A 25,060-nucleotide genomic window follows, 5' to 3' on the forward strand; every position below is an offset into this window, starting at 1 on the left:
ACAGAAGTTAGGTGGAGGTTGGTGCTGCCGCACTCCAGGCCTGGGTGCGCTCACCCAGGCACTGCGCAGCGATGCGCTTCCCGCCTGCGCCGGTTCAGGCCATGGCCACCAGGGGGCGAGCCTCCTGGTGGCGCTCCCCTGAGGCGGCAGCCGCCTTGCGCAGTTGCTCGCAGAGCCGATCAGGATCGGCGATGGCCTGGATGCCCCGGCCGGCGGTGGCCAGCAGCTGGGGGTTGGCGCAGAGGTTTTCGAGCATCTCGGCCAAGAAAATGTCCGGGTTCTGCACCAGCCCCGCCGCGATGCGCCCGCAGTGGCCGCCAATGCTCCAGCGGATCACACCTGCCGGATCGGTGACCAGCACCGCCGGGCGGTGCGCCAGCCGCTCCTTGATGCGCTCGGGATCACGGCTGAAGAAGAAGGCCTCCGCCTCCTGCGACGTGCAGCGGATCAAGGCGGCGGCCTCCGCCAGCGGCTGGAAGCGCCGCAGCACCTCCGCCGTGGGCCCCGCTTCAGGGGGCAGACCCCAGTGCTCCGCCTGCCAGTTCACATCCAGCGCTACCAGCACGCTGCTGGGTGCCGTGCGGTTGAGCACCATCTGCAGCACCTGGTGCTGGCTGGCGCCGAGCAGGGCGTCGCTGGTGATCAGCAGCCAGAACGATTCGTTGATCTCCGGCAGCATCGCTTCGGTGAGGCCGGCCGGCGTGTGGCCACCCGCGCCGGGAGCGTCCTGGTCGCGGGTGTCTTCGTTGTCAGCGTCTTCGTTGTGGGCCTGTGGGGTGTGGGCCGCTGCGGCTTTGGCGTCTGCGGTGGGGGCCTCCTCTGCGTCATGGAGTGCCTGGGAGAAGGCCACCACGTCGGTGTGAGCGTGAGGACGTTGGGGTGTGGTGAGGGTCAAGGCTGGGTGTGGGTGAAGGGAGGGGACTGTGGTCGTGGCGTGGGCGGCTGGCTGTGCGCCGGGGTCAGTCGTTCTTGCTGGCGAAGCGATGGAAGCGATCGGCCAGGTCGTGAAAGAAGGCATCGCTTTGCTGCAGCAGTGCGTCCCAGTTCTCCTGGCTGCTCTGCTGCAGTTGCTCCAGCTGGGCCGTGGCCTGGTTGCGGGCGTTGCTGAGATCGTCGAGGCGTTGCCGGGTGGTGCTGCGCACGGCGTCGGCCAGGCCGCTCAGGCCCTCCTGCAGCTGCTCGATCTGCGCCGACCAGGCCTCGATCTGCACGCGTTTCTTGTTCAGAACCGCTTCCTTGAGTTGAGCATTGGCCCGGTCCTGGTCGTTGCGGCTGTCGTTGCTCAACGGTGCGTTGTTCAGCAGGGCTTTGTTCACCGGTGCGTTGTTCATCGGTGCGTTGGTGGTCGTCATGGTGCATGTCTCCGTGATGGCAACATCGAACGCGCTGCTCCGCTGGCTGCACCCGAAGTGCTGCGGCTTGGCGGAATCGGAGGGGAGATCCTTTCCGCCGTTCAGTGACACCGGCCCCTGTGGGGCTCGGCGCATGAGGGGCGCAACAGGGCGGGGCCGTTGGTTCAGGTGCTCAGGCGATGGTTGTCAGACCATTCGGCGAGCACGGAACTGATGAAAGGGAACGAAGCCTTTGAAACGGCGGAAGCGCTTGGCGCGCTCGTTACCTTCAACCTATTCGTTGTGGCTGAGACGTCAACATCTCGCTGCTGCGCTGCCGCGCGCGTTTGCCATCGTGGTGCTGTTCAGCTGCACCCCACGCCTGCGAGCCCCGCCGATGCCCCTTCCCCGCCAACCGATCCTGCTGCTCGGCGGCTTTCTGATCAGCGCCGAGGCCTATGCGCCGATGGTGGCCCGGTTGCAGGAGCTGAGCGGTCAGCCCGTGCAGCTGGTGGCGGTGGGCAAGCCCGAATGGCTGCTCACCGTGTTCGCCTTCGCCTGGGCGCGCATTCTCGATCGGGTCGCCGCCGCCGCTGCGGAGCTGGCGCAGCAATCCCCCACCGGCAGGGTCACCCTGATCGGCCACAGCTCCGGCGGCATCATGCTGCGCCTCTTCCTCGATCACGCCCCCTTCCAGGGCCGCACCTACGACGGCAAGGCCCTGGCCGACACGCTCGTGATGCTGGGCAGTCCCCACACCGCCCTCAAGGCCACGGTGCTGCGTGAGCTGGTGCAGCAGCGCCTGCCCGGGTCGCCCTTCGCCGATCGGGTGCAGTACGTGTCGGTGGCGGGAGATCTGGATCTGGCCACCGCCAGCCCGCTGGCCCAGCGCCTGGCCCCCACGGCTTACCGCAACAGCACCGGTGATGCCGCCGATCGCGGCGACGGTCTGGTGCCGGTGGCCTCCGCCCTGCTGGCCGGCTCCACCCCGCTGGTGCTGGCGGGCGTGGCCCATGGCGGTGCCTTCGGGCCGTGCTGGTACGGCAGCCCGGAGGTGGTGGAGTGCTGGTGGGAGCTGGCTCAGCCCGCCGCCTCCAGCAGCTCCGCCAGCGGCACGAAGCTGTAGCCGCGCCGGCGCAGCGCGGGAACGATCCAGCGCAGGCTGGCCTGGGTGCGCGGGCTCAGCTCCGGTGTGTCGTGCAGCACCAGGATGCCGCCGGGGTGGACGTTGAGCCGCACGAAGGCCTGCACGAACCACAGCGGTGGTTGATAGGTGTCCCAGGGAAAGATCGAGCCCAGCACCAGCCGGTAGCCGCGTTCCGCCAGCCAGCCCAGCATCGCCGCGTGGAACCAACCCCGCCCCGGGCGGCACCAGCGCCAGCGCAGCGTCTGCGGCGCCGCAGCCCGCTCCACGCCGCTTCGGTGTCACCCAGCTGGCCCAGGAACGCCGCCTGATCGAGCCCGGCGGAGCGCACATCGCGCCAGAGGTGGTTGCCGATGGCATGCCCCTGCTCCAGGGCCCGACGGGAAAAGTGCGGGTCGTTGGGCAGATGGGAGCCGATCAGGAAAAAGGTGGCCGGCACCTCCAGCTCCCGCAGCAGCTCCAGCAGCGCCTGTGAGCCGGCGCCACTTGGCCCGTCATCGATCGTGAGCGCCAGCCGCCGCTGCCGGCCCCCGCCACAGAACACCACCGCCGGGTTGAGCGGCGCCAGCAGCGTGCGGATCACCAGCGACGGCAGCAGCACGATCAGGGCCAGAAGGATCAGGGCCAGCGCAATGAGAGCCAGGATCAACGGCCGCTCAACCAAACCCGGTTCCGCCCGAGCGTCGCTGACGTGGCCTGTCGGGCAGGGTCACCGGCCACAGCCACCAGCGGCCCTGGTCGCCGCCGGCCGCCAGGTGCAGGCCGTCGGGGCGCCAGGCCAGCGCCTGGAAGCCCTGGCCTTCCCCTTCCAGTGCCTGCAGCAGACGGCCGCGGCCATCCCAGAGGCCCACGCTGCCGTCAGCGGAGGCACTGGCCAGCAGGCGGCTGCCGGGCGCGAAGGCCAGGGCCGTGACGCGTTGCTGGTGCCACAGCAGCGGTTCGGGCTGCCAGCCCTGTTCGCTGCGGTCGCGCTGCTCCCACAGCACCACGTGGTCGGCGGCGGCCACCGCCAGCGCAGGTGCCAGCTTCCCGGGCTGATCGCTCCAGGCCAGTGCGCGCACCTTGGCCGGGAAGCCGCTGAACTGCCACGGCCGCCCCTCGCCTGCCTCGGGCCAGAGCAGCAGGGAGCGGTCCATCTGGCCGCAGGCCAGCAGCTCGCCCACCGGCGAGAAGGCCAGGGACAGCCCCACCGATTCGGTGGGGGCGCGCCGGGGAGCCGGTGTGGCCGGATCGAGCGGTTGCCACAGCGCCAGCTCGCCGTGGCAGCTGGCCGCCAGCCGCCTGCCGTCGGCACTCCAGGCCAGGCATTGGGCGGTGCCGGGCAGCTCGAGGCTGTCGGGGCGCCACTGGCGCAGCGCCCCATCCCAGAGCCGTACCCGGCGGCCGGCGGCCACTGCCAGCAGCAGCCCCCTGGGCTGCCACGCCGCCGCATCCAGCCAGCCGGCGCCGAGCGGCTGCGGCGCGAAGGCGATCGGCCGCACCCCGGAGCCGCCCAGCTCCCACAGCAACAGCTCGCCGGCCTGGCCCACCGCCATCAGGAACTGCCCGTCGGCGCTGAAGCCGATCGCATCGAGGCTGGTGTCGCTCAGGCCCTGCAGCAGCTCTTCGCAGCCGGCGCGGAAATCAAGCAGCAGCAGTTCGCCGCCGGCCGTGGCGATCGCCAGAAACTCGCCATCCGCCGACCAGCTCAGCGCCGTGATCGCCTGCTGCAGCTCCCCGCAGAGCCGCTCCCGCACCAGGGGCTGCGTTGAGGTCATGGCGCTTTGCCGCTCAGGCCACGCAGGCGGTGAAGCCCGCCCGCAGGCCCTCGGCATCGAGATCGCGGCCGATGATCACGAATTCGGTGCAGCGCCGCTCGCCTTCTTTCCAGGGGCGATCGAAATCGCCATCCAGCAGCATGTGCACCGCCTGGAACACATAGCGCTCATCCTTGCCTTCCAGCTGGATGATGCCCTTCATCCGGAACAGATCCGGCCCCCGCTCGGCCACCAGATCCGACAGCCAGGTGCCCAGCTTGTCGAGATCCATCGGCCGCTCCTCCACGAACGCCACCGAGCCCACAGCGTCGTCGTGCTCATGGGCATGCTCCTCGGCCAGGAAGCCGGGATCGAGGCTCAGGGCCCGCTCCAGCTCGAACGCCCCCACGCCGAGAAGCTGATCGATCGGGGCATCGGCGTTGCGGGTGGTGAGCAGCCGCGCCATCGGGTTGATCGCCCGCACCCGTTGCTCGATCGCCTGACGTTCGCCCTCCTCCACCAGATCCGCCTTGTTGAGCAGCAGCACATCAGCGAAGGCCAGCTGTTCCTGCACCTCCTCCGCCTCCCAGTGCTGCTGCACGTGCACCAGATCCACCAGGGTGATCACGGCATCCAGCCGCAGCTCATCCCGCAGGTCTTCATCCACGAAGAAGGTCTGGATGACAGGGGCGGGATCGGCCAGGCCGGTGGTTTCGATCACCAGGTGATCGAAGCGATCCCGCCGTTTCATCAGATTGCCGATGATGCGGATCAGATCGCCACGCACGGTGCAGCAGATGCACCCATTGTTCATCTCGAAGATCTCTTCGTCGGCATCGATCACGAGCTGATTGTCGATGCCTACCTCCCCGAATTCGTTCACGATCACCGCCACCTTGAGGCCGTGTTCGTGGGTGAGGATCCGGTTCAGCAGGGTGGTTTTGCCGGCACCGAGATAACCGGTGAGCACGGTCACCGGCAGGCGATCGGCGGCTGGAACGGCGCTGGTGAAGGCCATGGCGAGGGCGGGGGCGCGGCGGGTACCGCAGAGTCCCCATCGGAGTGAGAATCGTTGTCGTTCTAGCAGCGGTGCTGCCGGCTGGGTGGGGATGGCTGACCTGGTGATCGCCGGCGGCGAACCAGCGCCCTTGGCGCACCCGCCAGCCGCACAACTCAGAGCGCCTTCCCGTTCAGCAGGTGGGGCGCGAGCATCAGCATCAGGCTGCGGCTCTCCAGCGGCGCGCCGTCGTGCATCCAGCGGCTGGGCTCATGGGGAATGTCCTGACCGGCCGGCAGGGCCGTGTCGATCACCCGCAGCCAGCCTTCCGGCGCCGTGGGCAGCTCGAAGTGCATGGGCTTGCTGTAGGCGTTCATCCCGCACCAGAGCAGGGGGCCGTGGGCGTGGTCGTTCAGGCTCCAGGCCAGCGTGTGCGACCAGCTGGCCCAGTCGGGTTGCTGCAGTGCCACGCCGTGCCACTCCCGCCACAGGTGATCGCCGGGCACGCCGGCCCCCTGTGCCCCTTCGGCGTAGGGGGTTTCCGGATTCAGCAGGCTGAACAGATGGGTGCGCAGATGCACCAGCCGTTGCAGGAAGAGTCTGAGGCCGAGGTCTTCGCCATCGGGGCGCCAGTTCATCCAGCCGAGTGGATTGTTCTGGCACCAAGTGTTGTTGTTGCCCCCCTGGCTGCGGCGCACTTCATCGCCCATCAGCAGCATCGGCACGCCCGGGGCCAGCAGCAGGGTGGCGAGCAGGTTGCGCAGCTGGCGGTTGCGCAGATCGTTCACCCCGTGGTCGGTGGTGGGACCCTCCACGCCGTGGTTCCAGCTGTTGTTGTGGTTGTCGCCGTCGCGGTTGTCTTCGCCGTTGGCGAGGTTGTGCTTGCCGTTGTAACTGACCAGATCCGCCAGGGTGAAGCCGTCGTGGGCGGTGATGAAGGTGATGCTGCGCCCCACCGCCGGTGGACGGCCGCCGTAGAGATCGGGGCTGCCGGACAGGCGCTGGGCCATCGCCCAGCAGCAGCTCTCGTCGCCCTTCCAGAAACGGCGCACGTCGTCGCGGAAGCGTCCGTTCCAGGTGCCCATGCGCCGCGCCGGGAAATCGTGGAGGCGGTAGAGGCCGCCGCAATCCCACGGCTCGCTCACCATCTTCAGATCGCTCAACCGCGGATCCGCCTCCAGTTCCTCGAACAGGGGCGGCTGGTCGAGCGGCGCCAGGTTCTCGCCGCGTGACAGGGCGATGCCCAGGTCGAAGCGGAAGCCATCGATGCCGAGTTCCAGCGCCCAGCAGCGCAGCGCTTCCATCATCAGCTGCCGCACCAGCGGGCGGTTGGCCGCCACCGTGTTGCCGCAGCCGGTCACATCGAGGTAGTCACCTTCGGGGTTCTGGTGGTAGTAGAGGCGATCGGCGAAGCCGCGCCAGCTGAGCGTGGGGCCATCCTGGTTGCCTTCGCTGGTGTGGTTCAGCACCACATCGAGCACCACCTCCAGGCCGGCCTGGTGGCAGGCCATCACCAGCGCCCGCACCTGGTTGCGGGCCTGCAGCGGGTCGTCGCCCAGCAGGTAGCCGTGATGGGGGGCCATCCAGCTGATCGGGCTGTAGCCCCAGTAGTTGTGGCGGCCGGGCGGGGCATCCTGCGGGTCGAAGGCCATCACCGGCAGCAGCTCCAGGGTGGTGACCCCGAGGCTCTTGAGATAGGGGATGGTGTCGATCAGGCCCAGCAGGCTGCCGCGCCGCTCCGGTGCCACCGGGCTGCTCTCGCCCTGGCTGAAGCCGGCCACGTGCAGCTCATAAACAACGGTGCGCTGCCAGCTGTGGCGCGGGCGGGGCCCGGCGTTGAAGTCGAACAGGTCGCGTTCTGTGACCACCCCCTTCAGGCAGGAGGCGGTGTTGGGCGCGGTGCCGGTGGCGTCGGCGCGGCGGTACCGCGACCAGCCGCTGATCGCCCGCGCGCAGGGATCCAGCAGCACCTTGGAGGGGTTGAAGCCGTGTGCCCCCGGCTGCAGCGGCCCGTACACGCGATAGCCGTAGCAGCAGCCGATGCCCACCCCCACCACTTCCACGTGCCAGTGATCGCCGGAGCGATGGCGGGCATCGAGCGGAATGATGCGGAAGGGTTCGGGCGCGTCGCCGTCGGCGAAGAGCAGCAGCTCCACCCGGGTGGCCAGCGGTGCCACCACTGAGAAGTTCACTCCCCGCACAGTGACGGCGGCGCCGAGGGGCCAGGGGTGTCCCAGGTGGGTCGAGGACACGGGCTGTGAAGTGCTGCGGTTCAAGCTAGTCGTGTGTTGGCCCTCTGGTGCGGATGTCGGCGTTCTTGCCCGCGGCGTTGGAGGAGGGGCGGCCGCCGCAGCAGGTGCTGCCCGGGCTGTGGGTGTTTCCCCCCAACCGCGACACCCAGGGGGGCACCGCCTGGCTGCTGTCGTTGCCGCAGCGCCCGCCCGTGCTGATCGACTGCCCGGCGCTGACGGCGGCGAACCTGGCCGCGCTGGCGGGGCCGCCGGGTGTGATCGTGCTCACCGGCCGCGCCGGCCACGGCCGCTGCCGCCGCCTGCAGGAGGCGATCGGCTGGCCGGTGCTGGTGCAGGAGCAGGAGGCCTACCTGCTGCCGGGGCTGCTGGAGCTGCGGCCCTTCGGTGCCGCCCACGACCTGGCTGACGACCTGCGACTGCTGTGGACCCCGGGCCCCTCGCCCGGGGCCTGCGTGCTGCATGCCACCGGAGCCCACGACCTGCTGTTCTGCGGACGGCTGCTGGTGCCCCTCGCTCCCGGACGCCTGGGGCCGCTGCGCACCGCCCACACGTTCCACTGGCCGCGGCAGCAGCGCAGCCTGGAGCGCCTGCAGCACTGGTTGCCGGCGGGGTCGCCCCGCTGGATCGCCACCGGTGCCGGCCTGGGTGCCCTGCGCGGCGAGAAGTTGGTGCCCGGCACCGCTCAAGCGGCACAATGAGGGGTGATCAGGGGCGGAAAATCGGGAAAAACCTTGGCCAAGCAAGCGGTTTCGGTTGCCCAGGTCGCCCTTCCCCCATACGATTAGCCCGCCAGGTGATCCGGCCGAGCGTCCAGCCGTTGGTTGGTCTCCGTGGTCGGTTCGTTTTCACCGCATGGCGGGAACGGCTTCTTCCGCTCCGCCCCACTCCCGCCCCTCTCCAGATTTCTGCCCCCAGATTCCCGCCCAATGAACAAAGCTGACCTCGTCAACCTCGTTGCGGCTCGCACCGAGCTCACCAAGACCGAAGTGTCGAAGGTCGTCGACGCCGCCATCGAAACCATCATTGATTCGGTGGTCGAAGGCAAGAAGGTATCCATCCTCGGCTTCGGTTCCTTTGAAGCCCGTGAGCGTTCCGCCCGTCAGGGTCTGAACCCCAAGACCGGCGAGAAAATCGCCATCCCCGCCAAGCGCGTGCCCGCCTTCACGGCCGGCAAGCAGTTCAAGGATCAGGTTCAGGGCTGATTCCTCCCGCCTCCACCGGTCTGCCCTCACACCTTCAGGGGCTGATCGCAACGGGAGAGCAACAGCGAAGCCGCCACCACCGCGGGCGCTTCGCTCCGTCTCCCACGGGCCCCCTGCACCGCGGCAATCTGCGCACCGCCCTCGTGGCCTGGCTGGAAGCCCGGCTTCAGGGGGGTGAGCTCCTGCTCCGCATCGATGATCTCGACACCCCGCGCAACCGCGCCGGTGCCGAAGAGGCGATCCTGGCCGACCTCCGCTGGCTGGGCCTTCACTGGGATGGCCCGCCGGTGCGCCAGAGCGAGCGCACCGGCCTCTACGCCACGGTGCTCTCCGCTCTGCGCCGCCGGGGTCTGCTCTATCCCTGCCGCTGCAGCCGCCGCTTGCTGGCGGATGTGTCTGCGCCGCAGGGGGCGGTGTCGGTGTATCCGGGCTTCTGCCGCACGCGCGCCCACAGCTGGGGCGTGGAGAACGGCCGCCTGCCCAGCTGGCGCCTGCGTCTTCAGGACGCTCCGCTCTGTTGGCCGGAGGCGATCGCCGCTCCCGGCCGGCTGGAGGCGGCGCGCCAGGTGGGGGATGTGGTGCTGCGCCGCGCGGATGGCTTCCTGGCGTATCACCTGGCCACCGCCGTCGATGAGCTGGCGCTGGGCATCACCACGGTGGTGCGCGGCGAAGACCTCTGGGCCGCGACGGCGCCGCAGGTGGCCGTGATGCAGTGCCTGGGTGCCACGCCCCCGACCTACTGGCATGTGCCGCTGTGGCGCGACGACCGCGGCGAACGGCTGGCCAAGCGGTCGGGAGCGGAAGGGGTGGCGGGGCTGCGCGCGCAGGGGCTCGATGCGGCGGCGGTGATCGGCCTGCTGGCCGCCAGCCTGGGCCTGGTGCCGGCGGGAAGCCGCCTGAGTGCCGCGGAGTTGCTGCAGAACCTGAGCAACGCGGCGTTGAAACGGCGTTTATGCGGGAAGGCTTAAGGAAGTGGCGTCAATCCGGGGGGTCTGGCCGACCACACTGAAATCAACACCAAAACGGGGATTGATGGGCGAACCCACACAGGCGGGCCTGCCACAGGGGGTACTGCCGTCAGCGCGGCGAGAGACGGAGGCGCAGCGATGCCCGCGTTGCGGCGGCAGCGGCGTGCTGCGCCTCAGCGACCAGAAATTCCGCACCTGCCTGGATTGCCTCGGCCAGGGCCGACTGCCCCAGTTCAGCGTCGAGCCCTCGCTGGAGTACAGGCTGCGCCGTCAGGATGCCCGGGCGCTCAACGCCGACCCGCTGTCTTCTGGCGCCAGATGAAGAAAGCGGCAGTGGCCACCACAACGGCCAACGGCGCTGCGGTGAGCAGGAGCAGGATGACGGCGGTCCAATCGGTATACATCGCTGCAGGACGAACGTTGATCCATCATTCCAGTCGCCCTGCCACGCGGCGGTCGCAGGCCGTTGTGATGGCTGCTACCCGCCGCCTGGGCCGGACGGCGCTGCTGCTGGGTCTGGGCGCCGGGCTGCTCCTGCCCGCCGCGGTCCGGGCTGATGTGCGCTTCGACGACTGCGTGACCGGCAGCGACGGCAGCGTCACCTGCGACACCCGGCCGGAGGGCAACACCTTGATGGATGACGAAGCCGCCCGCTTCGGTCTGCTTGACGGCGGCGATCCGGGCTGGCCTGAGTTCGACCCGGCGGGCGACGGTGGCATGGGCGATGGCTTCGGCGACGGCTACTGGCCCTGAGCCGCAGCCGGTTTTCCGGGAAGGGCAGAACGCAAGGGTTGAAACCCAGCGCCGCCCCTAGGCCCGCGCCCCTTGCCTGGCACTCAGCAGATGCGCGGCAGCTGCTCGCCCTGGCCCAGAGTCAGCCGCCGCTGCACGCCATAGGCGTTCCGCAGCAGCACTGTCCCCCTGGCGATGGCGGGCAACAGGCGGTTGCCAGCCCCGGACTCGCTGTCTCCAGGCATCCCGGCGTCAGCCACCGCGCCGATGATCGCGGCCTCGGGCTGGAAGCCCTGCAGCACGGCCAGGGCCTGCGCCGCCTCAGCGGCGGGCAGGAACAGCACCAACCGCCCTTCGTTGGCCATCGCCAGCGGATCCAGGCCCAGCAGCTCGCAGGCGCTCGTCACCGCCGGCGCGATCGGCACCGCCTCCTCCTCGATCTGCAGGAGAAGGCCGGTGTCGCGGGCGATCTCAAACAGGGCGCTGGCCAGCCCACCGCGGGTGAGATCCCGCAGGGCGTGCACCTCCAGCCCCTGCCCCAGCAGCGCCTGCACTGATGGCAGCAGCGAGGCCAGGTCGCTGCAGAGGTCCGTGCGGAAGCCCAGTTCGTGGCGTGCCGCCAGGATCGCCACCCCATGGCGTCCCAGATCGCCGCTCACCAGGATGGCGTCGCCCGGCCGCACCGCCGGCGGGCCGATGGCCGGACCCGGCCCCAGGCTGCCCACACCGCTGGTGGTGATGTACAGGCCGTCGCCCTTGCCCCGTTCCACCACCTTGGTGTCGCCGGTCAGCACCGGCACACCGCAGGCGGCGGCGGCCGTGCGGATCGAGGCGACCACCTGCCGCAGCGTGCCCATCGCCAGGCCTTCTTCCAGGATCAGGGCCAGGCTGAGCGCCAGCGGCCGGGCCCCCACCATGGCCAGATCGTTCACGGTGCCGATCACCGCCAGCCGGCCGATGTCGCCGCCGGGGAAGATCAGCGGCCGCACCACGTAGGCATCGGTGCTGAAGGCCAGCGGACCCGGGTCGGCCTTGAACGTGGCCGCGTCATGCAACACCCCATCGCCCGGCCCGAAGGCCGGCACCAGCAGCTCGGCGATCAGCTGCTGGCTGAGGCTGCCGCCGCCGCCATGACCCAGCTGCACCCGCTCGATGGCCTCGCTGTCGCCGGGGCTGGCGCTGGCCATGGGTCAGGGCTCCGCCTTGTCGGACAGGCTGCTGGCCTCCGCCGCACGGACCAGGGGCCTGGCTGCTGCAGAGTTTTCCGCCCGATCGCCGTGGTGCCAGTAGGCGGCACACGCCCCTTCCGATGACACCATCGGCGCTCCGAGCGGTCGCTCCGGCGTGCAGGTCCGGCCGAAGGCCGGGCAGGCGGTGGGTCGGGCCAGGCCCTGCAGCACCTGGCCGCTGATGCAGGCCGCGGCAGCATCGGGCCCAGGCCGATGCTCGGTGGCCTGGCCGGGCAGCCGGGCGGCGTCGAGAGCGGCGTAGGGGGGGCGCAGCCGCAGGCCGCTGGCGGGAAACACGCCCAGGCCGCGCCACAACTGATCCACCGGCTCGAACACCCGGGCGATCAGGGCCCGGGCTGCCGCGTTGCCCTCTGGGCGGCAGGCACGGCCATAGGCGTTCTCCACCCGGCCCTCGCCCCGCTCCAGCTGACGCACGCAGCGCAGCAGCCCCTCCAGCAGATCCACCGGCTCGAAGCCCGTGACCACCACCGGAACGTGGAAGCGTGCGCTGAGCGGCTCCAGCTCCTCGCTGCCCATCACCGCACAGACATGGCCGGCGGCCAGGAAGCCCTGCACGCGGTTGTGCGGGGAGGCCAGCAGGGCCTCCATCGCCGGAGCGATCCGCACGTGGCCCACCAGCAGCGCCAGGTTGCTGCTGCCACAGCACCAGGCCTGATGGGCCAGCAGCGCCGTGGCCGGTGCGGTGGTTTCAAAGCCCACTGCGAAGAACACCACCTGCTGCCCTGGGGAATCGCGGGCGATCGCCAGCGCATCGAGGGGCGAGGTGACGACCCGGACGCAGGCCCCCGCCGCCCGCAGATCCAGCAGGCTGCGGCCATCGGAACCGGGTACCCGCAGCATGTCCCCGTAGGAGCAGAGGATCACCCCCGGGCGGGCTGCCAGCTCCAGGGCGCGATCGATCGTGGCCGCCGGGGTGACGCACACCGGGCAGCCGGGGCCGTGGATCAGCTCCAACCCCTCGGGCAGCAGCCGGTCGAGGCCATGGCGCAGCAGCGCGTGGGTCTGCCCGCCGCAGACCTCCATCAGAGTCCAGGGGCGGCTGATGGCCTGCTGCAACTGCCCCACCAGCTGCTGCACCGCCTCCGGCCGGCGGTAGGGGGCGAGTGGGTTCACCCGGCCCCGGGCGCCGGCAGGGCGGCCAGCTGGCGGTAGTGCTCCCAGCGGGCGTCCACCTGCTGCTGGGCCAGCAGCGCCAGGCGCTCTGCCTGCTCCGGATCGCTGTCGCTGAGGCTGCGAAAGCGGTTCTCGCGGGCCATTGCTTCAGCCACCGGCAGCGAGGGGGTGCGGCAATCGAGCACCAGGGGGTTTAGGCCCGCAGCGCTGCGGCGCGGGTCGTGGCGGTAGAGCAGCCAGCGGCCCGACTCCACGGCCTGCCGTTGCTGGCTCATGCCCTTGGCCATGTCGATGCCGTGGGCGATGCAGTGGGAGTAGGCCAGGATCAGCGAAGGCCCCGCAAACGCCTCGGCCTCCAGGAAGGCCCGCAGGGTGTGCTCGTCGCGGGCGCCCATCGCCACGCTGGCCACGTAGACGTTGCCATAGCTCATCGCCATCAGGCCCAGATCCTTCTTGGCGGTGCGCTTGCCGCCACTGGCGAACTTGGCGACGGCACCGATCGGGGTGGCCTTCGACATCTGCCCGCCGGTGTTGGAGTAGAGCTCGGTGTCGAGCACCAGCAGGTTCACGTCCTGGCCGCTGGCGAGCACCTGGTCGATACCGCCCGCGTCGATGTCGTAGGCCCAGCCGTCGCCGCCGATCATCCACACGCTGCGCTTGGTCAGATCGTCGGCCAGGGCGAGCAGCGCCTCGATCTCCGCCTGCCGCTCCGGCTCTTGCTGCCCTTGCACCTGTCCCTGCTCCAGCCGCCGGCGCAGCTCCACAACCCGCTGCCGCTGCTCGAAGATCCCCGCTTCCCCGCTCTGATCCGCCTGGATCAGCGCCTGCGCCAGCTCCGGCGGCACCGGCGCCTCGCTGCCCCCGTCGCCGGGTTCGGCCAGGCGACGCAGCAGGCGCACGGCGGTGGTGTGCCGCTGGTCGTAGGCCACGCGGAAGCCCAGCCCGAACTCGGCGTTGTCTTCGAACAGGGAGTTGGACCAGGCCGGCCCGCGGCCGTCGCCGTTGCAGCTCCAGGGGGTGGTGGGCAGGTTGCCGCCATAGATCGACGAGCAGCCGGTGGCGTTGGCCACCACCATCCGGTCGCCGAACAGCTGGGTGGCGAGCTTGATGTACGGCGTTTCGCCGCAGCCGGCGCAGGCGCCGGAAAATTCGAACAGCGGCTCCTGCAGCTGCTGCTGGCCGATGTGGCGCAGGTTCAGCTGGCTGCGCTCGGTGTCGGGCAGTTGCAGGAAGAACTCCCAGGCGCCGCGGGCCTGCTCGCGCAGCGGCCGCTGCGGCGCCATGTTGATGGCCTTGTGGCTGGGCGTGTCCCGCTCGCGTGCCGGGCAGACCTCTACGCAGAGGGCGCAGCCGGTGCAGTCCTCAACCGCCACCTGCAGGGTGAAGCGATTGGCGCTGCCGTGCGGTTCGCGGGCCGGTGCGCTCAGGAAGCCCTGCGGTGCCGCCGCCAGCGCGGCTGGCTCCACCACCTTGGCGCGGATCACGGCATGGGGGCACACCATCACGCATTTGCCGCACTGCACGCACAGCTGCTCCGCCCAGACCGGCACGCTGTCGGCGATGTTGCGCTTCTCCCAGCGGGCGGTGCCGCAGGGGTAGGTGCCATCGGCGGGCAGGGCACTCACCGGCAGCCGGTCGCCCTGACGGGCCAGCTGGGGCACGATCACGCTGCGCACGAAGGTGGGGGCGGCGGCGAAGCGATCGGCCTCCGGCTCTGGTGGGCCGGCTGGGTCCTCCGCTGGAATCGGCACCGGCAGCAGCCGTGCCAGGGCGGCATCGACGGCCTGCAGGTTGCGCTGCACCACCGGCTCTCCCTTGTGGCCGTAGCTGTGGCGGATCGCGACGCGGATCGCGTCCAGTGCCTGCTCCAGCGGCATCACCCCGGCGAGCGAGAAGAAGCAGGTCTGCATCACGGTGTTGATGCGCCCGCCCAGCTCGAAGTCGCGCGCGATCGCGGCGGCATGGATGGCGAACACGCGCAGCTGCCTGGCGCGGATCTGGGCGCGCACCGCCGCCGGCAGCAGCTCCCAGATCTGCCCGGCCTCCCAGGGGCTGTTCAGCAGCAGGGTGGCGCCGGGGCGCGCCGTGCTCAGCAGGTCGAAGCGGCTGAGGAAATCCCACTGGTGGCAAGCCACCAGATCGGCCCGCCCCACCAGGTGGGTGGCGTGGATCGGCCGTGGGCCGAAGCGCAGATGCGACTCCGTGACCGAACCGGATTTCTTCGAGTCGTAGACGAAGTAGCCCTGGGCGTGCAGGTCCGTGCCTGCGCCGATGATCTTGATCGTGTTCTTGCTGGCGCCCACGCTGCCGTCGGCGCCGAGCCCGTAGATCACGGCCTGGAATTCCCCCTCCGTTTCGGCGCGGAAGCTGGTGTCCACCGGCAGGGAGCGGTGGGTGAGGTCGTCCTCGATGCCGACGCTGAAGGAATGGGGCGCCGCGTGGCCGCGCAGGGCCTCCAGCACCGCCTTCACCATCGCCGGGTTGAACTCCTTGGAGGCCAGGCCGTAGCGCCCGCCCACCACCCGGGGCTGCGGTCTGGCGTCGGTGGCGGCCGTCCGCCCCCAGCAGCGCCGCACCGCATCGCTCACGTCGAGGTAGAGCGGGTCGCCGCCGGCGCCCGGTTCCTTGCAGCGATCCAGCACGGCGATCGCGCGCACGCTGGCCGGCAGCGCCGCCACCAGCCGCTCGGCGCTGAACGGCCGGTAGAGCCGCACCTTCAGCACCCCCACCCGCTCGCCGCTGGCGATGAGGGCATCGACCGTGAGCTGGGCCGTCTCGCAGCCTGAGCCCATCAGCACCAGCACCCGCTCCGCCAGCGGATCGCCGTGATACTCGAACAGCCGGTAGGCGCGCCCGGTGAGCGCGGCGAAGCGGTCCATCGCCTGCTGCACCAGCGCCGGGGCGGCGTCGTGAAAGGGATTGGCCGCTTCACGGGCCTGAAAGGCCACGTCCGGGTTGTGGCTGGTGCCGCGGATCACGGGATGGTCGGGGCTCAGCCCCCGGGCGCGGTGGGCGGCGATCAGCCCCGCCGGAATCAGGGCGGCGAGGGTCGCGTCAGACAGCGGCGCCACCGTGTGCAGCTCGTGGGAGGTGCGAAAGCCGTCGAAGAAATGCAGGAAGGGCAGGCGGGCGTTCAGGCTGGCCAGGGTGGCGATGGCGGCGAAGTCGCCGGCCTCCTGCACCGACGCCGAGCAGAGCAGGGCGCAGCCGCTGCCGCGGGTGGCCATCACGTCGCTGTGGTCCCCGAAGATCGAGAGCGCCTGGCCCGCCAGGGCCCGGGCGGCCACGTGCACCACCGTGCTGGTGAGTTCACCGGCGATCTTGTAGAGGTTGGGCAGCATCAGCAGCAGCCCCTGGGACGCCGTGAAGGTGGTGGCGAGCGCTCCGGCCTGCAGGGCGCCATGCAGCACCCCGGCGGCGCCCCCCTCGCTCTGCATCTCCACCACGGTGGGCACGCTGCCCCAGAGGTTGGGGCGGCCGGCCGCGGCCCAGCCATCGGCCCATTCCCCCATCGGCGTGGCCGGGGTGATCGGGTAGATCGCCATCACCTCATTCAGCCGGTAGGCCACGCGCGCCACCGCTTCATTGCCATCGACGGTGATGCGGCCATCGGCGCGGGAGGGGCTCATGACTCCACCACCACGCTGAGCGCGAAACCCACGTGCACCAGCAGCAGATCGCCGGGGCGGGCCTCCGGCACGCAGGCCAGGCTCACCTCCCGTTGCACGCCGGAGAACTCCACCACCCCCACCCGCCAGAGCGCGTCGTCGTTGTCTTCGCCGTCGCCGCCAGCGTCCGGCGCGAGGTCGGCCGGGCGGCGGTGCTCGATCCGGATCAGCTCACCCGGCACAGCCAGACACATCACGCTCCTCCGCCGCCAGCGGCGGCCTCCGCAGGGCCTGCCTCTCCTCTATAGGGCGAGAAGCGGCGCCTGAACCCCCGGCTCTGTGCCTTCCTCACATGCCGACCAGGCCAGCGCCAGCAGCTGGCCGAGGGCCAGGCCGCCGTCGTTGCAGGGCACCCGCTGGGGCCACACCGCTTCAACGCCGGCCGCCGCCAGCGCCGTCACGGTCAGTTCCAACAGCAGGCGGTTCTGGAAGCAGCCGCCGCTCAGCAGCAGGCGGTGCAGCTGCAACCGCTGCGCCAGCTCCACCAGCAGGGCCGCCAGGGCGCGGTGAAAGGCCAGCGCGATCGACGGCACGGGGCGGCCGCGGGCCAGATCGTCGAGCACGGAAGTCAGCAGGGGGTGCCAATCGAGCAGCCACGGTGCGGCCACGCCGCTGGCAGCGGCAGCAGGTGCTGCGGCGCAGATGGGGAGGCGATAGGCCGGCCAGCCCTGCGGCTCCGGCGCGTCCAGCGCGGCCTGGGCCGCCGCCTGCAGCCGCAGTGCCCCCTGCCCTTCGAAGCTGCAGCGCTGCACCAGACCGAGCAGCGAGGCGAGGGCGTCGAACAGGCGGCCCATGCTCGTGCAGAGCGGCGCCTTCAGGCCTGTCTCCATGAGGCGCTCCAGCAGTTGCTGCTCCCCGTCGCCGAAGGCGGCCCGGGTGGCCGGCGGGGTGTGGGCCTGGCTGTCCGCCCCGAAGGCGGCGACCAGCAGCCCGAGCGCGGCGCGGCGCGGTTCCCGTAGGGCCCGTTCGCCGCCGGGCAGGGGGAAGGGCCGCAGCCGCGCCAGGTGCGTGAAGCCGAGCGCGGCGCCCGCCCGCGGGGGCTCCAGCCGCAGGCACTCGCCGCCCCAGAGCAGACCGTCGGGGCCGAAGCCGGCGCCATCCCAGGCCACCCCTGTGGCCGGCAGCTGTAGACCGTGCTCCGCCAGGCAGGCCAGCAGGTGGGCGTGATGGTGCTGCACGGCGAGCACCGGCAGACCGCCCCAGGCCTCCGCCAGCTCGCGGCCGAGGCGGTGCGCGCTGTAGCCGGGGTGCAGGTCGACGGCGAGCCGCGACGGGCGCAGCTGCTGGCGCTCCAGCCAGCTGAGCAGGCTGCCGGTCAGCCGCCGTTCGCCGGCCAGCGTGCCGAGATCGCCGAGATGGGGCCCCAGCAGTGCGCGCCTGCCCTGGCTAATGGCGATGGCACTTTTCACCTGGCCGCCCATGGCCAGCAGCACGTCGGCCTGTCGGGGCATTGCGGCCGGCGGGGGCGCCGGATCCGGCAGGGTGATGGCGGTGGGCGCGGTGCCACGTGCCTGGCGCAGCACCATCACTGCTCCGGCCACCACCTGGGCCACGCCGTCGTCGACGGGGTTGGCGATCGGCCGGTTGTGGCTCAGCAGACCATCGGCGAGGTCCGTGAGCAGGTCCAGCCCATCGGCCTCGCTGAAGCCCAGCGGTTCGCCTGAGCGGTTGCCGCTGGTGGCCACGAGCGGCTCCCCCACCGCCTCCAGCAGCAGGGCGTGCAGGGGCGAGGCCGGCAGCATCACCCCCAGCCAGGGGGTGTGAGGGGCCACACCGTCGGCGAGGGGGGCGGCGCGCCGCCGCAGCAGCACGATCGGTGCCGCCGGCCCCACCAGCAGCCGTGCCTCCGCCGCCGACACCTGGCAGTGACGCCGCACCCAGGCCAGGTGGGGAACCAGCACGGCAAAGGGTTGCTCTGGGCGCCCCTTGCGGCGCCGCAGCACAGCGACGGCCGCCGCTGAAGCAGCCCGCACCAGCAGCTGAAAGCCCCCCACCCCCTGCAGGGCCACCACCTGGTCGCGCTGCAACGCCGCCGCCGCTGCCGCCAGCGCGGCGGCGCCAGGCCCGCCGTCGCTGCCAATCCCGCCGGCGTCCCGCTGCCGCCAGCGCAGCTGCGGTCCGCAGGCGGGGCAGCCGATCGTCTGGGCGTGAAAGCGGCGGTCGCCCGGATCGTGGAATTCGCGGTGGCAGGCGGCGCAGAGTTCAAATCCGGCCAGGGTGGTGTGGGCCCGCTCGAACGGCAGGGCGCGCAGCAGGCTGTAGCGCGGCCCGCAATGGGCGCAGCTGTTGAAGGCATACCCATAGCGGCGGTTGCGTGGATCACGCAGTTCGGCGCGGCAGGCGCCGCAGGGGGCCAGATCGGCCGGAACCAGGCCCGTGAGCGCGCTGGTGGGGTCGGGGCCACAAGCGGAATCCGGGTGCGGCCCGCTGGCGGGGGCTGCCGGCAGGATCCTGAACACGTCCGGCTCTTCCCCCAGCATCTCGCGCTGCTCCTCTCTCGGCGCCCCCGCAGGCGCAGCCAGGGGCGCCAACCAGCGACGCGCCAGGCGGTCGATGCGGCTGTGCGGCGGGCGGCGGGTCTCCAGCGCCTGCAGGAAGGCTTCCAGCGCGGCGGCGTTTCCCTCCACTTCGATCAACACCCCGCCTGGGGTGTTGGTGACCCAGCCGGCCAGTTGCTGCTGCGACGCCAGCCGATGCACGAACGGCCGGAAGCCCACGCCTTGCACGACCCCCTCAATGTCGAGCCTCAGGCGCCGCCGGGGGGCGCCGCTCATGCGCAGGCCGGGACTGCACCCTGGCGCTGGTGCTCCAGCCAGTGCAGCAGCGCCTCGAGGCCGGCACCGGTGCGAGCCGAGAGTTCGAAGAGGCGGGCGTGGGGCGCCACCGCTGCCAGGTGGGCCAGAGCGGCGGCGCGATCGAAGCCCACGGCCGCGGCGAGATCGGTTTTGTTGATCACCACCGCATCGGCGGAGTGGAACAGGGCCGGGTATTTGAGCGGCTTGTCTTCCCCTTCGGTCACCGAGAGCACGGCGATCCGCAGCTGCTCGCCCAGATCGAAGGCGGTGGGGCACACCAGGTTGCCCACGTTCTCGATCACCAGCAGCTCCATGTCGCCGGTGTCGAGCTGATCAAAGGCTCCCGCCACCAGCGACGCTTCCAGGTGGCACAGGTCGCCTGTCTGGATCTGCACGGCGCGGGCGCCGGCGGCCTGCAGGCGGCGGGCGTCATTGTCGGTGGCGAGATCGCCCACGATCACCCCCACCGGGCCGTGCCGCCACTGGCGCGCGACAGCTTCGAGCAGGGCGGTTTTGCCGGCGCCGGGGGCCGAGAGCACATTCACCACCAGCAGGCCGGCGGCCGCGAAGCGCTCGCGGTTGCGCGCGGCGTTGCTGTCGTTGCGCTCCAGCAGGTTGTGGCGCAGCAGCAGGGTTCGCGGCGCGGGGGCTGCCGCCACGCTGGCCATCGGCTGGCCGCAGGAGCAGTGGGAGCACATGGCGCAGCCGGCGGCGATGGTTCCAGTCTGGGGAGAGGGCAGGAGCCATGCCCACCGGCGTAGCCCTTCCTCACCGTGGACCGGCGCCGGTCAGCGGTTCGGGCCGGCGGCCCTCAGGCTTTCCTCCAGCTTGATCGCCGGCAGAAACAGCGCATACTCCCACCCTTCTCCAGCCGGCCGATCTTTTTTGGCGATCACGTCCTGGCGCGGCGGGCCTTTGCCTTCAGCGCCTGAATAGCGCTCCACGGCATGAAAGACCACCACTCTGGCATAGGCATAACCAAGCAGGTAGAGCGTCAAGGTTCCAACCAGAACGGCCGGGAGTTTGCTGAACTGAGCCATGGGGGCTGGGCGAACACATGAAAAAGCGAGGCCTGGCACCTACGCGTGCTGGCCTCGCTGATGCAGCGAACCTGCCGGTGACGCATCTCCCCAGAATTGAGTGAAACCAGGGATTCAGCAACCCTGGGGAGACATAGGAATCAGGGGGCAAGAACCCCCGTGAATCCCATGGGCGCTTGAGTGAGCAGGAATCCTGTGCCGAATCTGGAGGCTTGAAGGGCAAAGCCTCGCCGATCGCGCCGCTGAACTGGCACAGGATGAACTGACACGGATTCCACGGCAGCCAGCCGCATCATTCCTGAATCAGAACTTGTGATCGCGCAGGGCTTCCACCGGGTAGATGTAGGTGATGATCGAGTAGTCCGCGTAATACTTTGCTGCGATGTCGCTTGTGATCTTGTCGGCCAGTTCGCGGGTGCCGGTGAGCACCTCGATTTTCACGTTGGAGAGGGTGTGCGACACGCTTGGCTCTCCCGTGGAGCGAACATTGCGGCTTCCTTCACCACCGGCTGCATTGACGGTATAACCGGTGGCGCCTGACGCCTTGATGAGCTTGGTGAGTTTCTTGGAGAGGACTTCCTCTGCAACGATCACCAGCTTCCAGACCTGTTGACTCATGGGTATGACCTCAAAGAATAGTAGTGAGAAATTGGATCAATGGGTTGCGAATTTACTTGCCGAGCAGCACCTCTGCAATCCCGATGAACAGAGGGATGCAGATGGCGATCGCCACTGGCGTGCCGATGGCTGTGGAAGCACCGATGTAGGCCGAGGGGTTTGCTGAAGGGATGCCGGCACGAAGGGTGGGTGGGCCCGAGATATCCGAGCTGGAGGCGGCGATCACCGCCAGCACAACCGCACCACCGATGCTGAAGCCGGTGAACTTGTGGATGAGCAGACCGACGCCGAAGGCCAGGAAGCCATGCACGATGGGGGAAATGAAGGCGTAGATGGCGAACCACTGGGCCACCTTGCGCAGCTCATTCATACGCTGAGCAGCTTCCATCCCCATGATGATCATCAGCACCGCCAGGAAGCCGCGGAACAGGGGGTCGAAGAAGCTCTCATAGACGGGCTCGGGCTTGGTGAGGATGCCGAGGGCCACGCCCAGAAGAAGAGATGTAACGGCAGAACTCTGGAGGCTGTCCTTGATGATCGGCCAGACCTGCACTTTCTCGACGGTGTTGCCGGTCTTCTTGGAGAGGTAGACACTGGCCACCACGATGGCCGTCACCAGCGCCGGAATGTCCATGAAGGGATACAGGGCCGCCGTCCAGGCCTCATAGGGGATCTTGGCGGAATCCAGCTGCGGCAGCACGGCCGCCAGCGTGGAGCCGCTCACCGCACCGAACAGACCGCCGGTGGCCACGGCGTCAGGCACGCTGATGCCGGGCAGTTTCCCGAGGGTGTATCGAGCGATGAACACGATCACGATGCCTAGCCCCACGGCCGCGAGCGCCGGGAGAAAAATCTCCGTGGGGTTGGAGTTCCGAATGGCGATGCCGCCCGTCAGGCCGATCTTCATCAGCAGGAAGAAGCTGATGAACTTGTAGATCGAATCCGGAATGGCCAGCTGGCTGCCAAGTGCGGCAACGATGATCCCGCCGATCAGGAATCCGAGGGTCGGGGACTGAACCTGCTCCAGGAAGAGCGGAATGAAGTCAGAGAGGAATGTCACGTGGCGCTTTTCGTGATCTCAGAGAATTTGTCCGGCGGACTGTAGCAATTGGCACAGGGGATTGGGTCTTTGCCGAAAACCACGGTAATCACTGGGTTCTTGGCCCTCTGCCGCCATCTGATGGCCGGGTGGCTTGGCCCATTCGAGCCTGGGTTCTTGATGGCCTGGACGCCTGCTTGGCTTGATGGCCTGAGCAGCTTGCCCGTGGTGGGGATCGCGCCCGATTCCTGAAAGCGGGGCGGGGAAAGTCCGCGACCGACGAAGGAGATTCTGCGAGAGGAAGAAATGCATCATCCCGCTGCATTTCTTGGCCAGAGCTCTTCTGAGCCGGCGAGGTTCTCAGGCTTGCAAGGGGCTCGGGCGCTGAGGATTTGAGTCGTTGCGCTTTCTGGGCTCTTCCTTGATGGATGCTGCAGAGTCAGTGCGCAGGCTGAGCAATCGTTGGCACTGATCAGCTTTTGCTGCTGACACTCGGCCCTGCCTATGGCCTGCTTATGTCGCTGCTCGGGAGATGTCGCTATGCCGCTGAGCTGAAGGCGCCTCCGCCGGAAGATGCCTGGGATGCTGCGCTCCCGGCAGAGCCCACTGCGCCCCCAGAGCCTGAGCCCCCGTACAACCTCCCAGCCTCAATCCCCAATCCCCAATACCGAAACCCGTATACCGGAGTCGCAAGTCCTGAGTCCTGAGCCCGCGCCATTGCCGGCACCATCACCCGCCTTAACCTCCACCAGCTGATGAGCAAGTCAGTGGCCGCTTTCCTCGATCTTGAGCGGCCCTGGTTGTCGGTGCGGCTGGTGGCCTGGCTGATCCTCGCCAGCGGCGAGCTGCCGCGGGAGTCGGCGCTGAGCGTGCGGGCGTTCGCCCTGCCGGTGCGGGAGGGGGAGATTCCTCACGGCCCCGTCAGTGCGATGAAACCTCACGACACGTCCAGTCCGATCAGCTCCAGCTCCCGGCCTGCGGACAGCTCCAGCTCCAGGCTGGCCCCCTCAGCGATACCACCGGCCATCACCACCTCAAAGGCGAAACGCAGCGCGTCGGGATCCACCCCGGCCCGTTGCCCCACCCGCAGGCGCAGCCCATGAATCCGCGCGGCCCCTTCAGCCGCGGCGGCCGCCAGGGCGATCCGGTGCACCTCCTCCATCAGCGCCAGTTCATGCATCGCCGCACCAGCGCCGCACCGCCGCCAGGGCCTCGGGCAGCAGGGCGGCGGTGGCCTGCGTGAGGTGGCTGCCCAGCCCGCAGCGGTGCGCGCGCACCAGCAGTTGCCAGGCCGGGGGGGTGCGGCCATAGAGCTGGCCGGCCAGCTGCAGCAGCGCGCCGGGGCTGGCGTGATGACTGAAGGGCGGGCCCCCGGCCGCCGTTGCTGCGGCATCAGCCGCCAAGCGCTCCAGCTGCCAGCCCGGCGGCGGACAGGCCGGCGCCAGAGCGGCATCCACGAACAGCACCCGGCGGGCCTCGGCCAGCAGCAGTGCCAGCTCCGGCGTGAGCTGCCGGGTGGCCAGCACGGTGAGCTGCCGCTGGTGCCAGCCCTGCACCGCAGCGGCGATGGCCAGGCCCACGCCGTCGTCCTGCCGCAGATCATTGCCCCAGCCGATCAGCAGATCGCGCCGCTGTGGTGCCGGCCCGCCCGGGGCGGCGATCACGACCGCCACCGCTCCCGCAGCAGTTCCCCGCCGGGGCCGAGCAGTTGCACGTGCAGCGGCATTTCGCCGGCGGCATGGGTGGAGCACGACAGGCAGGGATCGAAGCAGCGGATGCCCGCCTCCACCCGGTTGAGCAGGGCCTCGGCGATCTCCGGCAGGGCGGTTTCAGCCCCGCCTTCCGCACCGGCGCTGGGGCCTGCCTGGATGTGGTGGCGCGCGATCTGGGTGATCGTGCGGTTCATCGCCCGGTTGTTCTGCCCGGTGGCGATGACCAGGTTCACCGCCTCGATCAGCCCGTCGCCATCCACCCGGTAGTGGTGGAACAACGTGCCGCGCGGCGCCTCGCTCACCCCCACCGCCTCGAAGGCGTTGAGGTGGGCGCGAGCGCGCACATGGGAGTCGCCGAGGGCCGGATCATCGAGCAGGGCTTCGATCGCCTCCAGCGCCGCGAGGATCTCGATGAGCCGGGCCAGGTGGTAATGGAAGGAGCTGGTCACCACCCGCCCGCCGCGCTGGCGCAGCTCCAGCAGTTCGCTGTCGGCGCCGGTGGTGCCGATGTGATCGCACACGTTCAGCCGCGCCAGCGGCCCCACCCGGTAGCTGCCCGCTTCCGGCCCCAGCGGCTTGTAGTAGGGGAATTTCAGGTAGGTCCACGGTTCCACCGCCTCGGCCAGCAACGCGTCGAACGGCCCGGCACCCAGGCCATCGGCCGGCAGATCACCGCCCAGCGGCGTGCCGTCGCCATCGATCAGGCGCAGGCGGCCGCCGTAGTGCTCCCACGCGCCGCCTTCCCCCACCAACGCCATAAAAAGAGAAGGAAAGTCCCCGAACACAGCGGCCTCCGCCGCCAGCGGCCCATCCAGCAGGTGTTTGAACAGCGCCAGGGCCGCGCGGGTGGTGGCGAAAGCCTCAGGCAGCCCCGCACGGATCGCGTCGCGGTCGGCGGCGGCGAGGGGGGTGCGCACCCCACCGGCCACCGCCCAGGCCGGATGGATCTTCCGCCCGCCCAGCCGTTCGATCACCGTCTGGCCAAACTGACGCAGCCGGATGCCGCCGCGGGCCAGCTCAGGATCGGCGGCGATCAGGCCGAACACGTTGCGCCGCGCCGGATCGCAGTCCCAGCCGAGCAGGAAATCCGGGCTGCTCAGGTGAAAGAACGACAGCGCATGCGACTGGATGATCTGGGCCAGGTTCATCAAGCGCCGCAACCGCTCGGCCGCCGGCGGGATCGTCACCGCCAGCAGCTGGTCGCCCGCCTTTGCGGAGGCCAGCAGGTGGCTCACCGGACAGATGCCGCAGATCCGCGCCGTGAGCGCCGGCATCTCCGTGAACGGCCGCCCGGCGCAGAAGGCCTCGAAGCCGCGGAATTCGGTCACATGGAAGCGGGCGGCCGCCACGCTGCCGCTGGCATCGAGGTGGATCGTGATCTTGGCGTGGCCTTCGATGCGGGTGACCGGATCGATCAGGATCGTGCGTGGTGTCCCGGCCGGTGGGGTGGGGCTCTGGTCCAT

The 25,060-nt window shown here is 70.0% G+C and carries 24 protein-coding genes and 1 pseudogene; 6 read left to right on the plus strand and 19 right to left on the minus strand.

Annotated elements, in window-relative coordinates; all coding sequences use genetic code 11:
• Positions 1–94: 94 nt before the first annotated feature.
• Both CJZ80_RS00390 and CJZ80_RS00395 read right to left on the minus strand, forming a co-directional pair.
• Positions 95–895: a fructokinase gene (locus CJZ80_RS00390; protein WP_144036858.1), complete on the minus strand. Its 801-nt coding sequence runs from the start codon at positions 893–895 to the stop codon at positions 95–97.
• Positions 896–959: 64 nt separating this feature from the next.
• The gene (locus CJZ80_RS00395) at positions 960–1,352 is read right to left on the minus strand and encodes a hypothetical protein (RefSeq protein ID WP_233132674.1); all 393 of its coding nucleotides are present in this window, start codon (positions 1,350–1,352) and stop codon (positions 960–962) included.
• A gap of 376 nt (positions 1,353–1,728) precedes the next feature.
• On the opposite strand from CJZ80_RS00395, the gene CJZ80_RS00400 reads away from it, so the two are divergent.
• Positions 1,729–2,457 (plus strand): triacylglycerol lipase, encoded by a 729-nt coding sequence (locus CJZ80_RS00400; RefSeq protein WP_094510415.1) that lies wholly within the window; start codon positions 1,729–1,731, stop codon positions 2,455–2,457.
• Here the strand turns inward: CJZ80_RS00400 and CJZ80_RS15525 are convergent.
• The 5 genes and pseudogenes from CJZ80_RS15525 to CJZ80_RS00420 form a co-directional block, all read right to left on the minus strand.
• Positions 2,412–2,744: a hypothetical protein gene (locus CJZ80_RS15525; RefSeq protein WP_233132741.1), complete on the minus strand. Its 333-nt coding sequence runs from the start codon at positions 2,742–2,744 to the stop codon at positions 2,412–2,414. The genes CJZ80_RS00400 and CJZ80_RS15525 overlap by 46 nt on opposite strands.
• Positions 2,745–2,821: 77 nt before the next feature.
• Positions 2,822–3,076, minus strand: a pseudogene (locus tag CJZ80_RS15850) (polysaccharide deacetylase family protein); the annotation flags it as partial.
• Between the two features lie 55 nt (positions 3,077–3,131).
• Positions 3,132–4,232, minus strand: a complete 1,101-nt coding sequence (locus tag CJZ80_RS00410; RefSeq protein ID WP_158217388.1) for a WD40 repeat domain-containing protein — start codon at positions 4,230–4,232, stop codon at positions 3,132–3,134.
• Positions 4,233–4,245: 13 nt separating this feature from the next.
• Positions 4,246–5,229 (minus strand): GTP-binding protein, encoded by a 984-nt coding sequence (locus CJZ80_RS00415; protein ID WP_094510076.1) that lies wholly within the window; start codon positions 5,227–5,229, stop codon positions 4,246–4,248.
• 155 nt (positions 5,230–5,384) lie between these two features.
• Positions 5,385–7,460 (minus strand): glycogen-debranching protein, encoded by a 2,076-nt coding sequence (locus tag CJZ80_RS00420; protein ID WP_094510079.1) that lies wholly within the window; start codon positions 7,458–7,460, stop codon positions 5,385–5,387.
• 53 nt (positions 7,461–7,513) lie between these two features.
• Here CJZ80_RS00420 and CJZ80_RS00425 point away from each other — a divergent pair, with 53 nt between their 5' ends.
• The 5 genes from CJZ80_RS00425 (at position 7,514) to CJZ80_RS00440 (ending at position 10,383) form a co-directional block, all read left to right on the plus strand.
• Complete coding sequence (locus CJZ80_RS00425; protein ID WP_094510081.1) at positions 7,514–8,158, plus strand: MBL fold metallo-hydrolase; 645 nt, start codon at positions 7,514–7,516, stop codon at positions 8,156–8,158.
• 228 nt (positions 8,159–8,386) lie between these two features.
• Positions 8,387–8,662 carry an HU family DNA-binding protein gene (locus tag CJZ80_RS00430; protein WP_094510083.1) on the plus strand — a complete coding sequence of 92 codons (276 nt, stop codon included), beginning with the start codon at positions 8,387–8,389 and terminating at the stop codon, positions 8,660–8,662.
• Entirely contained in the window at positions 8,662–9,630 is a 969-nt protein-coding gene (gluQRS, locus tag CJZ80_RS00435; protein ID WP_094510086.1) for a tRNA glutamyl-Q(34) synthetase GluQRS, read from the plus strand. The genes CJZ80_RS00430 and gluQRS overlap by 1 nt, the downstream gene beginning before the upstream one ends.
• 64 nt (positions 9,631–9,694) lie before the next feature.
• Complete coding sequence (locus CJZ80_RS14800; protein WP_144036859.1) at positions 9,695–9,952, plus strand: hypothetical protein; 258 nt, start codon at positions 9,695–9,697, stop codon at positions 9,950–9,952.
• A 149-nt stretch (positions 9,953–10,101) separates the two neighbouring features.
• On the plus strand, positions 10,102–10,383 hold the full coding sequence (locus tag CJZ80_RS00440; protein WP_094510088.1) for a hypothetical protein: 282 nt from the start codon (positions 10,102–10,104) through the stop codon (positions 10,381–10,383).
• A gap of 83 nt (positions 10,384–10,466) precedes the next feature.
• On the opposite strand, the gene hypE is transcribed toward CJZ80_RS00440, so the two are convergent.
• The 12 genes from hypE to CJZ80_RS00505 all read right to left on the minus strand — a co-directional run bounded on the left by hypE (position 10,467) and on the right by CJZ80_RS00505 (position 25,060).
• Positions 10,467–11,549: a hydrogenase expression/formation protein HypE gene (gene hypE, locus CJZ80_RS00445; protein WP_094510090.1), complete on the minus strand. Its 1,083-nt coding sequence runs from the start codon at positions 11,547–11,549 to the stop codon at positions 10,467–10,469.
• Positions 11,550–11,552: 3 nt separating this feature from the next.
• Positions 11,553–12,725: a hydrogenase formation protein HypD gene (hypD, locus tag CJZ80_RS00450; protein ID WP_094510092.1), complete on the minus strand. Its 1,173-nt coding sequence runs from the start codon at positions 12,723–12,725 to the stop codon at positions 11,553–11,555.
• Complete coding sequence (gene nifJ, locus CJZ80_RS00455) at positions 12,722–16,354, minus strand: pyruvate:ferredoxin (flavodoxin) oxidoreductase (protein WP_094510094.1); 3,633 nt, start codon at positions 16,352–16,354, stop codon at positions 12,722–12,724. The genes hypD and nifJ overlap by 4 nt, the downstream gene beginning before the upstream one ends.
• Complete coding sequence (locus tag CJZ80_RS00460) at positions 16,351–16,587, minus strand: HypC/HybG/HupF family hydrogenase formation chaperone (RefSeq protein WP_094510097.1); 237 nt, start codon at positions 16,585–16,587, stop codon at positions 16,351–16,353. The genes nifJ and CJZ80_RS00460 overlap by 4 nt, the downstream gene beginning before the upstream one ends.
• Before the next feature lie 48 nt (positions 16,588–16,635).
• Entirely contained in the window at positions 16,636–19,167 is a 2,532-nt protein-coding gene (hypF, locus tag CJZ80_RS00465; RefSeq protein WP_094510100.1) for a carbamoyltransferase HypF, read from the minus strand.
• Complete coding sequence (gene hypB, locus CJZ80_RS00470; RefSeq protein WP_094510102.1) at positions 19,164–19,886, minus strand: hydrogenase nickel incorporation protein HypB; 723 nt, start codon at positions 19,884–19,886, stop codon at positions 19,164–19,166. The genes hypF and hypB overlap by 4 nt, the downstream gene beginning before the upstream one ends.
• A 90-nt stretch (positions 19,887–19,976) precedes the next feature.
• On the minus strand, positions 19,977–20,186 hold the full coding sequence (locus CJZ80_RS00475) for a hypothetical protein (RefSeq protein WP_233132675.1): 210 nt from the start codon (positions 20,184–20,186) through the stop codon (positions 19,977–19,979).
• A 345-nt stretch (positions 20,187–20,531) separates the two neighbouring features.
• Positions 20,532–20,846 carry a hypothetical protein gene (locus CJZ80_RS00480; protein WP_094510110.1) on the minus strand — a complete coding sequence of 105 codons (315 nt, stop codon included), beginning with the start codon at positions 20,844–20,846 and terminating at the stop codon, positions 20,532–20,534.
• Between the two features lie 52 nt (positions 20,847–20,898).
• Positions 20,899–21,906, minus strand: a complete 1,008-nt coding sequence (locus CJZ80_RS00485; protein ID WP_094510114.1) for a sodium-dependent bicarbonate transport family permease — start codon at positions 21,904–21,906, stop codon at positions 20,899–20,901.
• 916 nt (positions 21,907–22,822) lie between these two features.
• Positions 22,823–23,065, minus strand: a complete 243-nt coding sequence (locus tag CJZ80_RS00495; protein WP_094510120.1) for a hydrogenase maturation nickel metallochaperone HypA — start codon at positions 23,063–23,065, stop codon at positions 22,823–22,825.
• Entirely contained in the window at positions 23,058–23,549 is a 492-nt protein-coding gene (locus CJZ80_RS00500; RefSeq protein ID WP_158217389.1) for a hydrogenase maturation protease, read from the minus strand. Before CJZ80_RS00500 ends, CJZ80_RS00495 begins: the two co-directional genes overlap by 8 nt.
• Positions 23,546–25,060, minus strand: a complete 1,515-nt coding sequence (locus CJZ80_RS00505; RefSeq protein ID WP_094510126.1) for a Ni/Fe hydrogenase subunit alpha — start codon at positions 25,058–25,060, stop codon at positions 23,546–23,548. Before CJZ80_RS00505 ends, CJZ80_RS00500 begins: the two co-directional genes overlap by 4 nt.

This window comes from Synechococcus sp. MW101C3, assembly GCF_002252635.1.
GTDB lineage: Bacteria > Cyanobacteriota > Cyanobacteriia > PCC-6307 > Cyanobiaceae > MW101C3.

Bases quoted from the DNA above. Each gene is read 5' to 3' on its own strand.
- hypF (WP_094510100.1), bottom strand. From the start codon at position 19,167: ATGAGCGGCGCCCCCCGGCGGCGCCTGAGGCTCGACATTGAGGGGGTC.
- nifJ (WP_094510094.1), bottom strand. From the start codon at position 16,354: ATGAGCCCCTCCCGCGCCGATGGCCGCATCACCGTCGATGGCAATGAA.
- CJZ80_RS00440 (WP_094510088.1), top strand. From the start codon at position 10,102: ATGGCTGCTACCCGCCGCCTGGGCCGGACGGCGCTGCTGCTGGGTCTG.
- CJZ80_RS00410 (WP_158217388.1), bottom strand. From the start codon at position 4,232: ATGACCTCAACGCAGCCCCTGGTGCGGGAGCGGCTCTGCGGGGAGCTG.
- CJZ80_RS00495 (WP_094510120.1), bottom strand. From the start codon at position 23,065: ATGCATGAACTGGCGCTGATGGAGGAGGTGCACCGGATCGCCCTGGCG.
- CJZ80_RS00425 (WP_094510081.1), top strand. From the start codon at position 7,514: ATGTCGGCGTTCTTGCCCGCGGCGTTGGAGGAGGGGCGGCCGCCGCAG.
- CJZ80_RS00505 (WP_094510126.1), bottom strand. From the start codon at position 25,060: ATGGACCAGAGCCCCACCCCACCGGCCGGGACACCACGCACGATCCTG.
- CJZ80_RS00430 (WP_094510083.1), top strand. From the start codon at position 8,387: ATGAACAAAGCTGACCTCGTCAACCTCGTTGCGGCTCGCACCGAGCTC.
- hypE (WP_094510090.1), bottom strand. From the start codon at position 11,549: ATGGCCAGCGCCAGCCCCGGCGACAGCGAGGCCATCGAGCGGGTGCAG.
- hypB (WP_094510102.1), bottom strand. From the start codon at position 19,886: ATGTGCTCCCACTGCTCCTGCGGCCAGCCGATGGCCAGCGTGGCGGCA.
- CJZ80_RS00415 (WP_094510076.1), bottom strand. From the start codon at position 5,229: ATGGCCTTCACCAGCGCCGTTCCAGCCGCCGATCGCCTGCCGGTGACC.
- CJZ80_RS14800 (WP_144036859.1), top strand. From the start codon at position 9,695: ATGGGCGAACCCACACAGGCGGGCCTGCCACAGGGGGTACTGCCGTCA.
- CJZ80_RS00395 (WP_233132674.1), bottom strand. From the start codon at position 1,352: ATGACGACCACCAACGCACCGATGAACAACGCACCGGTGAACAAAGCC.
- CJZ80_RS00460 (WP_094510097.1), bottom strand. From the start codon at position 16,587: ATGTGTCTGGCTGTGCCGGGTGAGCTGATCCGGATCGAGCACCGCCGC.
- CJZ80_RS00480 (WP_094510110.1), bottom strand. From the start codon at position 20,846: ATGAGTCAACAGGTCTGGAAGCTGGTGATCGTTGCAGAGGAAGTCCTC.
- CJZ80_RS00400 (WP_094510415.1), top strand. From the start codon at position 1,729: ATGCCCCTTCCCCGCCAACCGATCCTGCTGCTCGGCGGCTTTCTGATC.